Origin of the sequence: Flexivirga meconopsidis (assembly GCF_026162425.1) — a bacterium.
GTDB lineage: Bacteria > Actinomycetota > Actinomycetes > Actinomycetales > Dermatophilaceae > Flexivirga > Flexivirga meconopsidis.
Genome location: NZ_JAOBQJ010000002.1, coordinates 416,806 through 431,956 on the forward strand (window position 1 = coordinate 416,806; position 15,151 = coordinate 431,956).

General features: G+C 68.8%; 12 protein-coding genes. 5 read left to right on the forward strand and 7 right to left on the reverse strand.

The features are described from left to right. Nucleotides 1-3: 3 nt before the first annotated feature. The 5 genes from N2M23_RS07330 to N2M23_RS07350 all read right to left on the reverse strand — a co-directional run bounded on the left by N2M23_RS07330 (nt 4) and on the right by N2M23_RS07350 (nt 7,007). Nucleotides 4-1,254, reverse strand: coding sequence for a DUF445 domain-containing protein (locus N2M23_RS07330; RefSeq protein ID WP_265444415.1), 1,251 nt, complete (start codon nt 1,252-1,254; stop codon nt 4-6). Nucleotides 1,255-1,282: 28 nt separating this feature from the next. After that, a complete protein-coding gene (locus tag N2M23_RS07335; RefSeq protein WP_265444416.1) occupies nt 1,283-2,035 on the reverse strand; it encodes a DUF4352 domain-containing protein in 753 nt (250 codons plus the stop codon). 87 nt (nt 2,036-2,122) lie between these two features. Continuing rightward, nucleotides 2,123-2,656, reverse strand: a complete 534-nt coding sequence (locus tag N2M23_RS07340; protein ID WP_265444417.1) for a hypothetical protein — start codon at nt 2,654-2,656, stop codon at nt 2,123-2,125. 48 nt (nt 2,657-2,704) lie between these two features. Continuing rightward, a complete protein-coding gene (locus N2M23_RS07345) occupies nt 2,705-3,904 on the reverse strand; it encodes an McrC family protein (protein WP_265444418.1) in 1,200 nt (399 codons plus the stop codon). A gap of 19 nt (nt 3,905-3,923) precedes the next feature. Then, nucleotides 3,924-7,007 (reverse strand): McrB family protein, encoded by a 3,084-nt coding sequence (locus N2M23_RS07350; RefSeq protein ID WP_265444419.1) that lies wholly within the window; start codon nt 7,005-7,007, stop codon nt 3,924-3,926. A 138-nt stretch (nt 7,008-7,145) separates the two neighbouring features. Between N2M23_RS07350 and N2M23_RS07355 the strand changes: the two genes are divergently transcribed. The 3 genes from N2M23_RS07355 (at nt 7,146) to N2M23_RS07365 (ending at nt 11,208) form a co-directional block, all read left to right on the forward strand. Next, complete coding sequence (locus tag N2M23_RS07355) at nt 7,146-7,778, forward strand: DUF6891 domain-containing protein (protein WP_265444420.1); 633 nt, start codon at nt 7,146-7,148, stop codon at nt 7,776-7,778. A 111-nt stretch (nt 7,779-7,889) separates the two neighbouring features. Beyond that, complete coding sequence (locus N2M23_RS07360; RefSeq protein WP_265444421.1) at nt 7,890-9,422, forward strand: cytochrome P450; 1,533 nt, start codon at nt 7,890-7,892, stop codon at nt 9,420-9,422. A 637-nt stretch (nt 9,423-10,059) separates the two neighbouring features. Further along, nucleotides 10,060-11,208: an aminotransferase class I/II-fold pyridoxal phosphate-dependent enzyme gene (locus N2M23_RS07365; protein ID WP_265444422.1), complete on the forward strand. Its 1,149-nt coding sequence runs from the start codon at nt 10,060-10,062 to the stop codon at nt 11,206-11,208. Here the strand turns inward: N2M23_RS07365 and serA are convergent. Next, the gene (gene serA, locus N2M23_RS07370; protein WP_425270200.1) at nt 11,198-12,391 is read right to left on the reverse strand and encodes a phosphoglycerate dehydrogenase; all 1,194 of its coding nucleotides are present in this window, start codon (nt 12,389-12,391) and stop codon (nt 11,198-11,200) included. The two genes, N2M23_RS07365 and serA, sit on opposite strands and share 11 nt — an antisense overlap. Before the next feature lie 106 nt (nt 12,392-12,497). Between serA and N2M23_RS07375 the strand changes: the two genes are divergently transcribed. Continuing rightward, complete coding sequence (locus tag N2M23_RS07375; protein ID WP_265444424.1) at nt 12,498-13,145, forward strand: histidine phosphatase family protein; 648 nt, start codon at nt 12,498-12,500, stop codon at nt 13,143-13,145. Continuing rightward, nucleotides 13,142-14,260 (forward strand): serine hydrolase, encoded by a 1,119-nt coding sequence (locus tag N2M23_RS07380; RefSeq protein ID WP_265444426.1) that lies wholly within the window; start codon nt 13,142-13,144, stop codon nt 14,258-14,260. Before N2M23_RS07375 ends, N2M23_RS07380 begins: the two co-directional genes overlap by 4 nt. 8 nt (nt 14,261-14,268) lie before the next feature. Here N2M23_RS07380 and N2M23_RS07385 read toward each other — a convergent pair whose 3' ends face one another. Next, nucleotides 14,269-15,057, reverse strand: coding sequence for a polysaccharide deacetylase family protein (locus N2M23_RS07385; protein WP_265444428.1), 789 nt, complete (start codon nt 15,055-15,057; stop codon nt 14,269-14,271). Nucleotides 15,058-15,151 lie beyond the last annotated feature (94 nt).

A 15,151-nucleotide genomic window follows, 5' to 3' on the forward strand; every position in this document is an offset into this window, starting at 1 on the left:
CGCTCAGAGCAACTGCGCGAGGCTGTAGATGAGCAGCCCGACCAGGCCGCCCACCACGGTGCCGTTGATGCGGATGAACTGCAGGTCACGGCCGACGTGCAGCTCGATGCGCTTGGAGGCCTCGTCGCCGTCCCAGCGGTCGATGGTCTGGGAGATGACGGTGGAGATCTCGTGACCGTAGGTCGTCACGACGTGCCCGACCGCCTGGCCGAGTCGCCGGTCGAGGGAGGCACGCAGCTCGTCGTCGGTGGTGATGCGGGTGCCGAGGTCGACGAGGGCCCGCGTCATACGCTCCCGGAGCTCGCCGTGCTCGTCCTGCAACGCCTCGACGAGCACCCGCTGGACCGACCCCCACATCCCCACCAGCGAGGTGCCGACCGACGGGTGGGCCAGCACCTGCTCCTTGAGCTGTTCGGTCTGGGCCATGGTCGCCGGGTCGTGCTGCAACTTGTCGGCCAGCTCAGCGAGCAGCTTGTCGACCGCCTGGCGCATCTGGTGGTCGGGGTTGTCTCGCACGTCGGCGAGCCAGCGCACCAGCTCCAGGTGGAGCCGGGCGGTGACGGTCTCGTCCAGCCAGCGCGGCGACCACCAGGGTGCGCGGGCACCGATGATCGAGGAAACGGTCTCCTCGTTGTCCCGCACCCAGTCGTGCAGTTCGCGCACCACCAGGTCGACCACCTGCCGGTGGGAATCGTCGCGTACGACACCCTCCAACAGCGTGCCCAGCAACGGCGCGACCGGCTCTTTGGCCAACCGTGGCAACACAATTCGGCTGAGCAGGTCGGCGATCTCCGCGTCACTGATCGAGGACACGCCACGCGCGAGCGCCGGCGCCGACTCCGACACCACCCGTTGCGCGTTGGCCGGCTGCTGCAACCAGCGACCGACGCGGAGCGGCACCTGCGCGGTCGCCAGCCGTTGCTGCACGTTGTCGGCGGTCAGGAAGTTGTCAGTGACGAAGTCCTCCAGGCTGCGGCCGATGGAGTCCTTGCGCTCGGGGATGATCGCGGTGTGCGGCACCTTCAACCCCAGCGGGTGGCGGAACAGCGCGGTGACCGCGAACCAGTCCGCGACCGCACCCACCATCGCTGCCTCGGCGGCGGCGTTGACGTAGCCCCACACTCCCCCGTGCCCGTGGGTGAGCACGAAGATGACGGCGGCAACGAGCAACAGCGACGTGGCCACCACGCGCATCCTGCGCAGGCCACGTCGCCGTTCCTCGTCAACGGCGCCGAGCACCGGACCGAGACTCATCGATCACCCGGTGCGGTTGCGGCGAGGGTCAGCCGGTCCATGCCAGGCTGGCGTCCGTCTTGCCATAACGGGCGTTGTAAAGCAGCTGGTACTTCTTGTAGTCCTGCCCCTTCGGCACCTTGAAGACGAGGGTGCCGCTGTAGCTCTTGGACGACGGGCCGAGCGTGCCCTCGTCGAACTGGTCCTGCTTCGGGACGACGTCACCCAGGGTGTTGGTCTCGCAGACGTTGTTCTGCCCGTCCCGCAGGGTGAAGGAGTACTTGTCGACGTCGCTGGAATCGCCCGACTTGTAGTTGGCGGTGACCTTGATCAGCAGGTAGATCTGGCCCTCATCGGGTCCGAAGATGTCGTCCGGGTTGCCCTCTTTGGTGGTCGGCGTGGCCGCGCTCAGCGTGAACGTGCCGTCGCCATACGACTCCTTCGCCTCGCCCGACTCGCCCCACTTGACCTTCTTGGTGCTCGGCGCGGCCGCGGCTGGCGTGACGTACTTCAGGTCCGCCGCGCAGGCCTTCGACTTGTCGGCCGAGGACGATGGGGTCGCGCTCTCGGTAGGCACACCACTCTCGGTCGGCACGCCGCCGTCGGTGGCGCTCTGCGTCGGCACCCCGCCGGCGTCGGTGCTGCTCGGCGTGTCAGGCACCTGGGTCGAGGTCTGCACCGCGCTGGACGGCGGGGCCTCCACCGACGGCGCTCCTTCGTTGTTGCACCCGGCGACGGCGGTCGCGGCGAGGATCGCCGGAGCGACCCCGAACGCGAGTTTGCGGGTGAGCGTCTTCCTCATGTCAGTCCTTTGTGCCGTGCGGACCCGTGCGGGTCCGACCCCTGGAGTCATTGCGTCGTACGTCGTGCCACCGCCGTACGAGCGTGCTCAGGCTACGCGAACGGTCCAAATCTCCTGTTCACCCACCGCAGGTTCCTGTTTGGCGAACTCGCGGGAGCCTTCGCCGACGGGGATGCCCTGGTGCGCGGCGGCCTGGCCGATCGCGGTGGCGATGCGGTCCCAGACGGACGCTCCCTGCGGGAACCCCATCTCCCAGGTCATCGCCTCCACCCCGACCACGGTGCGGTCCGGCAGCAGCTGGGCGCGCACGAGCGGGTAGGAGCCGTCGATCTGGATGACGAGCGAGCCCTGCTCGGGTCGCACGTCGGTGACACGGGCGTCTGACGTCGCGACATGCGTGATGAGTTCCCCGGCGCGCTGCGGGTCGGCGCCGAGGGTGAGGGTCCGACCCATCATCGACAGATGCTTGGTCGCCGGGCCGGCGGTGAGCGCGCGCCCGAAGTTTCCGTCGACCGCCCGGTCCCGGACTTGCTGGTGGGCGTTGCTGACCTTGGACTTCACGAAATACCAGACGAACGACGCCAGGATCACCAGGACGACGAAGAAGATGATCTTTCCCACCGATCCAGTATGACGAGTGGTCGCGCCCCGCGAGGTCCGCCGTGCCGATCAGCGACGCAGCGGCACCGGTCGCCGGTAGGACACCACGCGCACCAACTCGGCCAACGCGTCCAGTGAGCCGGCCAACCGCGCGGCGGGGACGTTGAGCCGCAGCGGGACACACAGCAGCCGAGTGCCGATGCTGCGCACGACCACCTCGGGCGCGGGTGGCTGGTCTGCCTGCGCGTAGATCAACAGCCCCGCCTCCAGACCGAGCGCCGAGGCATAGGCGAGCAGCGGGTAGAAGTCGGACTGCGCGCCACGGCGGGACGTGAGGTGATAGCTCACGTCGCCGACCAGCACAGTCTCCCGGCCGCGACGCAACAGCAGGTCCGGAGTGAAGTGCCACTGCTCCTGCACGTCCAGCGCGTGCTGCGGCCGTTCGTCGAGGCTGACCTCGGGCCACAATCGGTTGCCGAGCTCCACGGTGATCCAGCGCCGGAAGACGTCGTCCATGTCGACCAGGAAGGCATGCGCGGACTGCTCTCCCTCGAGATGCCGGATCGTGATGCCTTCCAACGCCTTTCGCGCAAGGTCAAGCGCCGGGGCGTAGTGCTCGTTGAGCCTGGTGACGGGGATCTCGCGGTGATGCTCGCAAGGGTCGGTGACGGCGACTCCCTCGAAGCGGTGCGCCAGCCGCAGCCCGTCCCGGCGGACCAGCGGCGGCAGGTCGGGCCAGGTGAGGATCTGCCGGACGGCGCACAGCAGCAGGCGGTTCTCCGGTATGTCGGGAGTGAATTCGTCATACCGGCACGGCGGCGCGGACACCGTCCACGGCCGGGTCGCCAGCTGCTCCACCAGCAGCCGACCGCGGATGACGTGACTGTCCTCCTCCAGGCTGACGTAGCCGTGCAGCAGACCGCGACGGGTCACCGTGTCGATCGCCCGAAGGAGGAAGGCGGCGACGCCGTCGACGACCTCCGTGTCGGCGGTCCAGCCGACCTGGTCGGCACTCCACGCCTCGCCGGGCAGCCCAGCGGAGAACATCGTGAAGAGGTTCTCCATCGGCGCCTGCGGCTCGACCCGGATCGTGCAACCGGGCACCGACAGTGCGCCGACCCATGAGCTGGTGCGCAGCGTCACGTATTCGGGGTCGGCGGTGGCCTGGATGGTGACCTTGTCCGCCGCCATGGCGAGCAGGGCGGTCCGCGCGTCCCGGTCCAGCCGCACCGGCGCGCTCTCGCTGTGCTCCTTGAGCCGGATCTCCATTGCCAAGCAACCGGTCCCGTCAGGTGGCGGCGGGCGGCGGCGCCTCGCCGGCGGCGGCCCGGGCGTCGGGTCCGTGCCGCTCCAGCACGCTTTGCCAGGTGAAGGTGCGCAGCACGTCCTCCCGGCCGTAGAACTGGTCCTCGATGAACGGGTAGACGCTGTAGGTCCAGATGCGTGCGAGCGCGGCGTCGGTCAGGCCCTCGACCATGAAATGACTGTGCCCGATCTGCAGGTGTGGCCCACGCAAGGCCCGACGCAACTCGTCGTTGACGGCATCGACGACCGCGGCCACCCAGACCGGGCCGTCGTGCGCGGCCAGCCAGCGCTGCAAGAGACCCTCCATCGGGCCTTCGTGCGGCATGAACGGCACGAAGTGGAAGCGCCGGCGCAGTGCCGCGTCGACCAGCGCGATCGACCGGTCGGCGGTGTTCATCGTGCCGATGAAGTAGAGGTTCGGCGGCAGCTCGAATCCTTCGTCCGGGCGGTAGGACGTCATCACCGACTGCGAGCGATACTCCAGCAGGTACAGCAGCTCGCCGAAAACCCGGGGCAGGTTGGCCCGGTTGATCTCGTCGATCAGCATGATGTGCGGGGTGGTCGGATCGGCCTCGGCGGCCTCGGCGAGTATCGCGAGCGGCCCTTTGCGCAGCTCGTAGACCATCTGCCCCTCGGCGTCGAGCCGCGGCCGGAAGCCCTCGAAGAAGTCCTCATAGGACGTCGACGGGTGGAACTGCACAACCTGTCGCTTGCTCGAATCGGGCTGCAAGGCGGCGGCGAGACGCTGCGCCAGGTAGGTCTTCCCAGTGCCGGGCGGCCCGTAGAAGATGACCTGCTTCTTGTCCTCCAACAGCCCGTGGACCTCTCGCAGGAAGTCCTCGTCGACCAGCAGCTCGGCCGCAGCCTCGGCGATGAGGTCGCGCTCCGGATCGGCGACGGACTCACCCTTGCGCAGCATCCAGAGTGCGAATTGCACCTGCCCCCAAGGGTCTCCGGGCAGCAACGGCTCGAGGCGGGCCCGCAGGCGGTCATTGATCAGCACGTGCAACCGCGCCCGGTTGGGCATGTCCACCGACGGCAGCTCGACTCCGATCGCCCGCGCGGCGGCGATCTTCCCGTCCGCCCCGCCCAGGGGGTAGATCGGCAGATAACGCCCGGGATGGGCGATGGCCATCAGCTTCATCACGACGGCCTCACCGAGCCCAGGAGCCGGCATGCCGTCGCCGAGGATGTGCTCGATGCGGGCGATGTCGTCGCCGGGTCCCCAGAGCAGTTCCTTCAGCGCGCGGGCGAACCCGTCCAGGCTCGCGGCGTCCATCGTGGCCAGGCTCGCCTGCAAGACCGAGTGCGTGCCGGGGTGACCGTAGGCACGACCGCCGAGCAACCGCCGGAACGCCGCGAGATCGAAGGCGTCCAGCCCGGACGGTTCGAGCGCCTGGGCGAGCGCCCGCCGCTGCTCCTGGTGCCAGGCGTCACGGCTGTTGGGGTAGGGACGTTCGGCGACGAACCGTTCGACCTGCGCGAGCAGGTCGAGATCGACCGGCCCGGTCGGTGTCGGTTCCTTGCCGGACATGACCTCGACCAGCGGCGCCAGCCGCCGGACGGTGTCGACGATCTCGGTCTCGAAGTCGGCGCGGCCCAGGGCTTCCGGGTGGGGCCACCAGCGCCCGACATACACCTCGCCACCCGGATATTCCCGGCCGACCGGCTCGACGCGGTCGGCGCTGTCCGGCTGCTCCAGCTGGAAGAAGTGCATGCCGTCGGGCAGGTGCCCCTCGACCATGCGGCCGATCTCGGTCTGCCGGTCAACCGATCCTGAGCCGTCCCAGCCGGAGTGCAGCCCGACCGCGACGCCGGATCGGGTGATCCACATCCGGAAGCCGGGCGCGCCCGTGCCACTGGGCAGCGTCCACGTGGCATGGGCGTCAACGCGGTAGGGCGCATCCTTGCTCTGCCCGACCCTGGTCTGCAGGTTCGTCTCGTGCAGCCGAAGTCCGGTGGCGCGCTGCAGCGCAGGGTGCAGCGAGCGTACGGCGAGGGTCGCCACCCCGCGCAGTTGCAGCGCCAGCCCGGCGGCCCGCGCTTCGGCGTCGGCGGTGGGATAACCCGACACCGGCGTATGGCCGACGATCAGCTCGGCGGCCTCTTCGCAAATCTCCGGCAGCGCCGAGCCGAGGCCGACGAAGGCCTGCTTGCTGCCGAGGTAGCCCACGAGCCGCTCGGCCAGCCGCGGGTCGTCCGCCTCGAAGCTGCGGCACAGGTCCGCGAATGCCAGATAGCGCTCCGAATGGCTGAGGTGTCGCGCCATCCAGCCCAGCGTCTGGAACGGTTCGGCACCGCTCGGCCACAGGATGGGCCAGTCGGCCTCCTCGTCGGTCGACCAGAAGATGGACAGGATCGTCGGCACCCGTGAGTCGTCGAGGTCGCCCTCGACGAGGTCCTCCAGGGCCCGGATCCGGGTGGCCGCCTCCTCGTCGCTCTGCGGCGTCTGGGTCGTCTCGGCCAAAAGGTCGGCCAGGTCTGGCTCGTATCCGGTCGCCAGATCGCGCAACTGACCGAGCCAGGTCGGGATCGACGCGGCCTGTGCGGCGAACGGGCCCGGGCGGCGTGACCAGACCGAGAAGCCCTCGACGAAGGCGTGCAGGTCGCGCGACCCCGCCAACTCGGACAGCAGGGCCCGCAACTCGGCGACCCGCTCCGGACGGTGCGCGTCGACCTGCGTCCATCGGTGCTGGGCCGCTGCGTCGTGGTAGGCGGCCACCTTGATGAGGTCATATGTCGACCGCCAACGACGCAGGTCGCGCAGCCGGCCGGGACCGGGCTTCGGGCTCAGTTGCGTGCGTTTCACCTCGAACCCGAGCTCGCTGAGATGAGCCGTGACCTCATCGGCGTCCGGCATCGACGTCGGGGTCAGCGCACCGTCCTGCGGTCGGGCGAAACCGTGCGCCGCGGCAGCAAGCGCCGGGGCGTCGTACACGGCGCCCTCGTGCAGCAACACGTGCTCGACGTCGGGCCGGAAACCGTACGCCTGCAAGAAGGACTCGCGGCCCCGCGCCTGGCATTCCTGCACGGCGGCGAGGACGTCGTCGCGAGTGATGTCGGACAAGGCCACGGTGATAAGTGCTCCGGGTGTGAAGTGGATGGACTGAGTCGGATCGCTCGCAAGGTTACGTGACCGTCGCAGCCTTGCGGCACACCGATCTGACGGGTGTCCACCAACTGTCAGGTTTGACACCATGCACCCGTGACAGGTGGGCCCGATGAGATGGATGCCAACTTCGCGGGCACATTCCGCCCGGACCAGAGCACGGCCGTCGGCCGGGTGATGACGCGGATCTGCATCGGCACTGACTCCCGGCCGGACCTGGTCGAGCGACTGCGCTGGGAGATCGCCCAGGACATCGAGCTGCGGCGCGCCGGCCTGACCGACTCCGTCGCCCCCGACGTCGTGGACCGACTGATCAACGCACACAACGAGCAGGTCCTCGAGCCGAGCGCGACCGCGCTCGGCCTCATCACCGCGCTTGAGCGGCTCACCGACGAAGGCATCGTGTTCGGCTTCGGCGAAGGGTATGGCGTGCACGACTCGCTCGACGGGGTGATCCGCGCCGCCGAGGAGTTGATGCGCCAGGGCCGATCGATCGACGGCTACTGCTTCAGCACAGTTGCCGACGTGGAGCGGATGATCTTCGAGCAGCGGTTGTTCGTCGGGTTCGGGGTGTTCAACGAGCACGGTGAAGGCTCGACCGCGATCGGCAGCCGGGTTGCCGGCGCCTTCCGCGAGCAAGGGCTCGAGGTCGAGTGGTCGGGCACCAGCGAGCATCGGATCCAGGTCGTCGGAGGTTACGCCATCCCCTACGTCGATCTGCCCGCGTGACACCGGGCGCGGACTTCCGGCCCACATTCCACTACATCTGTTGTGTGATTTGACGTACAGTGCTCGTGGCAGCCCTTTCAACGGCCACCTCAGGAGCGGAGCACCTCGAAAATGCCTACTGCAGCAGCCAATTGGCCACACGTCGATTTCCCGCATCCGGCCCGGCGGGTCCGCTTCGCGGGCGACCTGCCGACCATGCTGCGCGGCTCGCGCGGCAAACCGGTCCAGCACGCAATGGAGGTGTCTGCCGATCTCGGCCCGATCTTCGAGGTGCGGATCTTCGACCAGAAGCTGGTGTTCGTCCGCGACGCCGAGCTCGCGGCGGAACTGTGTGATGAGCGCAGATTCGAAAAGAAGCTGGCGCCCGGCGTGCGGGCACTTCGCTCGATTGCCGGCGATGGGCTCTTCACCGCATACTCCGACGAACCCAACTGGCGGCTCGCCCACGACCTGCTCCGACCGGCGTTCACCCGCCAGGCGATGCAGCGCTACCACGACACGATGACCTCGGTGGCCGACGAGCTCATCGGCTCGTGGGACGCGCAGCCGTCCGGAGTCGACGTCTCCCCGAGTTTGACCAAGATGACCCTGGAGACGATCGGCCGTACGTCGTTCAGCAAGGACTTCGGGTCGTTCACCCGCCCGCAGGTCGATCCGTTCGTCGACGCCATGGTGGCCGCGCTGCGCCGAGGTCAACGCCGCGGCACGCTTGGTCCGGTGCCCGGATCGAAGCTCTTCCTGCGCCGCGGAAGCAAGGCATACGCCGAGAAGCAGGCCTATCTGGACCAGGTCGTCGACGAGATCATTCAGCAGCGGATCGACTCCGGCGACGAGTCGCAGCGCGACTTGCTCGGTCTGATGCTGCATGCTGCCCATCAGGAGACCGGCGAGAAACTCGACCTGGTGAACATCCGGCACCAGATCTTGACGTTCTTGGTCGCCGGCCACGAAACCACCTCTGGTGCCTTGTCTTTCGCGATGTACTACCTCGCAACCAACCCGGATGTCCGTGCGCGAGCGGCTGCCGAGACCGATGAGATCCTGGGTGCCGATCCCGATGCGACACCCACCTTCGAGCAGGTCGCGAAGTTCCGTTACCTGCGCCGGGTGCTGGACGAGGGCTTGCGCCTCTGGCCGACCGCACCGGGCTTTGCGCGCGGGCCCCGCTCCGACACAACGATCGGCGATCGTTACCAGATGCGGTCGACCGACTGGTGCATCGTCATGGCAACCGCGGCGCACCGCGACCCGAAGGTGTGGGGTGACGACCCCGAGCGCTTCGACCCCGACCGCTTCCTCCCGGAAAACGTCAAGAAGCGACCCGCACACACCTACTTCCCGTTCGGCACCGGCGAACGCGCTTGCATCGGAAGGCAGTTCGCGTTGCACGAGGCGATCCTGGTGCTGGCGCGCATCTGTCACCGCTACGACTTCGCCGCCGATCCGGCATACGAGTTGGAGATCTCCGAACGCCTGACGCTCATGCCGAAGAATTTCGTGCTCGACTTCACCCGGCGCGTGCCGGAGACCAGTGCGACCAGCGTGTCCGGGTCAAAGCGCGATGAGTCGATCCGAACAGCGACGGCCTCGCCCGGACCGGTCAGCCAGAACGCCTCGTCGTGCCCGACCCACGCGGTCCACTGACCGACCTGCTGCAACCGGTAGACAGCTTCATCGGCCGGACGGTCCTGGTAGGCGACGAACCAGGCACGCAATGCCTGGTCGTCGGTCAGGACGGCACCGTGCATCACCTCGGCAACCAGATCGACCCGTGAGCCTTCGGGAGTCGTCGTCTCCCAATAGCGGGCGGTGAAATCCACGTCGTCGTAACTGAATTCGGTGCTCCACGGCACGCCTATGCCGGCCGGCAACGGACCGAGACGCATGTCGCCCAGCAGGCGCTCCGCGTCGTGCTGCGCGTTGCGAGAGGGCTGAGCCGCGGACAGCGCAGCAGGTGCCTGCTCGGACGGCACGAGTCCGGGCGCGGCCGCCGCCGTCGCCGCTCCTCCAGCGAGTGCGAGCGTGAGACCGGCGGCGATGCCGGCGACGAGATGACGGACCTGCATGGTGACTCCTGACTCGAATGGGAAGGTGCCGGCAACGCTCCTGCACCGGTCGCGAGCACCGCCATACCAAGTCGTCAGCCTGTGGATGCGCGAGCGGCGTTTCCAGGAGATGTGGACGGCCCGCGGCGGGTCCCCGCCACGCCCTGTTGCGCACTGCGGTTGATCGCGAGTCCACCCGGTGACTCGACCGACTGGTCCCGGTTAGCCTCTGATCTGTGGACATCGAGCAGGCAATGCAGGCAGTGACGGTCGACCAACTGCGCGAACGCGGATCGGTGAAGTGGTCGGTCACCAGCGGTAACCAGCTCGGCGCATTCATCGCCGAGTCCGATCTGCCGCTCGCGCCGGGGATCCGGGACGCCGTCACCGGTGCCGTCGAGGGAGGGCTGACCGGATACCTGCCCGACCAGGTCGCGGCGACCACGGCGGCAGCTGCTGCCGCCTTCCAGCACAGCCGCTTCGGCTGGTCGGTCGACCCGGCGCAGGTGCAGCTGCTACCCGACGTGCTGGCCGCATTCCAATACACCGCAACGCAATTGGTCGACCCAGCGACACCGATCGTATTGCCGACACCGGCATACATGCCCTTCCTTCAGCTGCCGGGAGCACTGGGACGGGAGTTGCGCACGGTCCCGATGGAGCGCGTCGACGGCCGGCACGTGCTGGACCCGGAACGCCTCGCCGAAGCGCTCGACGGCGGCGGTCTGCTCGTGCTGATCAACCCGCACAACCCCACCGGCCAGGTCGCGACCCGCGGCGAGCTCAACCAGATCGCGGACGTCGTCGACCGCACCGGGTCGACCGTGTTCGCCGACGAAATCCATTCTCCCCTGGTCTATCCCGGAGCGCAGCACGTGCCCTACGCGTCGCTCGACGAACGTACGGCGGCGCACACGGTCACCGCGGTGTCGGCGTCGAAGGGCTGGAACCTGCCCGGCCTCGCCTGCGCACAGCTGATCCTCACCGGCGACCGCCATCGCGAGCTGTGGCACAAGTCGCCGATGGTGACCAGGCACGGCACCTCTCCCCTGGGCGCGGTGGCCGCCACCGCGGCGTATGACGCAGCCGGCGTGCGGCACCTGGACGGTCTCATCGACTACCTGCAACGCGGCCGCGACAGCTTCGCCCGGAAGCTGGCCGCCGCCCCACAGCTCGGCTACACGCCGCCCGCTGCGACATACATCCACTGGCTCGATCTGCGCGATGCGGGCATCGATCCGGCCAGTGTCGCCGAACGCACCGGGGTGCTCGGCGTTAACGGAACCGCTTGTGGCACAGCGGGATTCCTGAGACTGACCCTCGCAACGTCACATGAGGTGGTCGGCGAGATCGCCGACCGGCTGGTGGACTCGCTCAGTCGATGAGCCGCAGCCGGATCGTCTCCGGCATCGCTCGCAACTCCTCGACCGCGGCGTCGGGCAGCTCGGCGACATCGGTCACCACGTAACCGTTCTCGCCGCGGGTGTTGAGCAGCTGACCCTCGATGTTCACTCCGTGCGCGGCGAGGATGCTGTTGACCTTGGCCAGCACACCGGGGGTGTTGAGGTGCAGGTGGCTGATCCGCCGGCCGCCGGGCCGCGCCTCCAGGGTGAGCGACGGCAGGTTGACGCTCAGCGTGGTGGTGCCGCGGTCGACGTAGTCGCGCAGTTTGGTCGCCACGAACCGGCCGATGTCCTCCTGCGCCTCTTCGGTCGAACCGCCGATGTGCGGGGTGAGGATGACGTTCGGGATGCCTTGCAGCGGCGAGGTGAACGCGTCGCCGCGCTTCTTCGGCTCGCTCGGGAAGACGTCGACGGCGGCGCCGGCGATGTGCCCGGACTGCAGGTTGTCGCGCAACGCCTCGTAGTCGACCACGAAGCCGCGCGACAGGTTGAGGAAGAGCGAGCGCGGACGCATCTTGGCGAACTGTTCGGCGCCGAAGAATCCGGCGTTGCCCGAGCGGCCGTCGACGTGCAGGGTCACGACCTCGGCGACCTCGAGCAGCTCGTCCAGGCTGTCGCAACGGTGCGCGTTGCCCATCGCGAGCTTGTCATCGGTGTCGTAGAAGTAGACCTGCAGGCCGAGCATCTCGGCGACGACCGACAGTTGCGAGCCGATATTGCCGTAGCCGACGATGCCGAGCCGGCGGCCGCGGATCTCGTGCGAGCCCTTGGCGTTCTTGTCCCAGACACCGTCGTGCAGCGAGCTGTCCTTCTCGGTCAGCCGGCGCGCCATCATGATGATCTCGGCGATCGCGAGCTCGACCACGCTGCGGGTGTTGGAGAACGGCGCGTTGAACGCCACAACACCCTTGCCGGCCGCGTCGTCGAGCGAGATCTGGTTGGTGCCGATGCAGAAGGCGCCGATCGCCTTCAGATCGGCTGCCTTGTCCAGCACGGCCGGCGTGATCTCGGTCTTGGACCGGATGCCGACCAGATCGACGCCGCGCAGGGCGTCGATGAGTTCGGACTCGTCGAGTGCGCCGGTGCGCACGTCGACCTCGATGCCGGCGTCGCGCAGGATCGACTCGGCGAGCGGGTGGATGCTTTCCAACAACAGCGCCTTCACGCACGGCAGTCTCCCATCCGTGCCTGAGCCGGTTCGCCGGGTGTCCGACATACGGCCATTCATCTCGTATGACGAACATCCCGGAGCGACCGGTAGCGTCGCACCCGTGGGAGTCATCTACCTCGTGCGACACGGCCAGGCGTCCTTCGGCGCCGACGACTACGACGTGCTCGCCGACCGCGGTCACGAGCAGGCCCGGATCACCGGCGCGGCGCTGGCCGCGCGCGGAGTGCGGCCGGACCGACTCATCAGCGGAGGGCTCCGCCGCCAGCGCGACACGATGGCCGCGCTCGCCGATGCCGCCGGCTGGCAGCTTCCGGCGCAGGTCGATCCGCGGTGGGACGAGTTCGACCACACCGCGGTGCTGGACGACTTCCTTGCCGCCGAGGGGCGGGCCAACGACTTCGAGGACCCCAAGGAGTTCCACCGGGCCTACCTCGAGGCGGTCGCCGCCTGGACCGCCGGCACGGCGACGGCGCAGGAGACGTTCGCGCAGTTCGAGGCCAGGTGCACTGCGGCGCTGGAGGCTGCCTCGGGCGATGGCACCGCGGTCGTGGTGTCCTCCGGAGGCGTGATCGGCCTGCTCGCCGCGCAGCTGTTCGGCGGTGACGCGACCCGCTGGGCGCAGCTCAACACCGTGGTGGTCAATGCCTCGATCAGCAAGGTGCTGTCGAGCCGGCGCGGCCTGACGGCGTTGACCTTCAACGAGCACGGTCACCTCGAACACGACCTTTCCCTGGTGACCTACCGGTGACCGGCGCTCCGCACGACCCGACTCGCCGCACGGCAACTCTCGGTGCCGCGGCGCTGCTCCTCGCCGGCTGCAGCAGTTCCCGTATGACGGCAGCCCCGTCCACGTCGGACGCGCCGAAGCCGTCGCGCTCCCCTTCCCCCACCCCGTCTGCCGCAGGCCCCGTGCAGATCGTGCCGCCGACTGGCGCGCCTTCTGCTGCGTGGCGCCGCGTCGCGGATCGTGCGCCGACCGTCGCGCCGCAGGTGTCGGTGCTCGCCGGCACCCTCTCGGGCGACTCCACCCTGCGACTGGCTCATCGCAGCGGCCCGGCGAACCCGCAACCGCTCGCCTCGATGGTCAAGCTCTTCGTGCTGGTCGCCGTCGCCGAAGCGGTCCGCTCCGGCACCTTGCGCTGGTCCGGGCAGCTGACACTGCAGGCCACCGACGCGGCCGCCGGCAGCGGCAGTCTCATCGCGCGCCCGGCGGGATCAAGGGTGACCGTGCAGGAGGCGGCGCGGCTGATGATGCAGGTCTCCGACAACACCGCGACGGACCTGCTGATCCGCACTCTCGGCCAGGATGCACTCGCCAAAGCCGTTGCCAGCACTGGAAATGCGCACCCAGATCGACTGAAGCCGCTGATCACCATCCGGGAAGACATGTGGCTTGAGTGGTCGTCGGACCCGGCGGCGGTGGCCGCGCGGCGCTCGTGGCCCGGCGCTTCAACCGCGCGTCGCACGGAGTTGTTGAAGCCGGCGACCGCTCCCGGTTCACCGGTGCCCGCGGCCACCGGCCCGGGTGTGGTGCCACGCTGGCAGTCCGGGCTCGGCTACTTCGCGACGCCCGAGGACATCGCCCGGGCGCACATCACCCTGCACCGTCTCGCCCAGGTGCGCGGACTCGAACCACTGCACACGATCCGGCAGGTGCCCGACACCGGCATCCGCTTCCCAGCACCCTGGCGCAACACCGCATTCAAGGGCGGCACGGTCGTCGGCGTCCAGACCGGCAGTTGGTATGCCGAAAGCCCCGCCGGTGACCAGGTATTGGTCGTGATGGCCGCATCCTCCGGGAGCGTCGTGCCGTCGGCGTTCAACGCGCTCGCCCAATCAGCGGCTGACAAGCTTGCCCGCTAGGGTTTCGCTCAGCACCCCGGAATCCCCTGCAGCGCAATGCCTTTCGCGCGCAGCTTCGGCAGCGCGTCGCGCAGAGCGGTGACCGTCTGAGACCGATCCCCGCCGCCGGTGTGCATCAGCACCGTCGACCCCGGCTTCGCCGCCAGCAGCTGCGCCTCGATCGACGCCGCACCGGGTCGGGCCCAGTCACGGGTGTCGACGTCCCAGAGCTCCTGGCGTTGTCCGCGCGCCGCGATCAGCGACCGCACCCGCGCGCTGGTTGCGCCATACGGCGGCCGGACGCAGGGGGTGCGCCCCTGGACGGCGTCAGTGCGGTCGAGTTGACGGGCGATCGCGGCGTCGCCGAGCGACGGCAGCGACGGGTGATCCCAGGTGTGATTGGCCACCTGCGAGCCCTGTGCGCGGATCTGACGGACCAGGTCGGGATAGGCCGCCGCATTCTGGCCGATGTTGAAAAACGTTGCGGTTGCGTGGTTCTCGGTGAGGATCTGCAAGATCTGCGGCGTCCACCGCGGGTCCGGGCCGTCGTCGAACGTGAGTCGTATGGCTCCGTCGCCGGCAGAGGACGACGACGTCTCCTGCCGGCGAGGAGGCGTCGACGACTTCCGCGGCGATGGCTTCGGCGACGCAGTTGTGCTCCAGGTCGGCTCACCCGTCGCCGGCGCCGAGAGCACCGACCGAGTCACGGTGACCGGCCCGTGCCCCGCGTCGGCCGCAGCGGTCACGAACGCCGCGGTGCTGAGTGCGGCAGCCAGCGCTGCCGCGACTGCTCCTGTGCGAAATCCCTTGCCAGACATGCTTCCCCCTGAGCGTCCGTGCTGCCCCCTGCAGCACGTTCACCCATGAGACGTCGCATGTCCCGCTCCGGTTGGCCCGGCAGCCGAACTCATC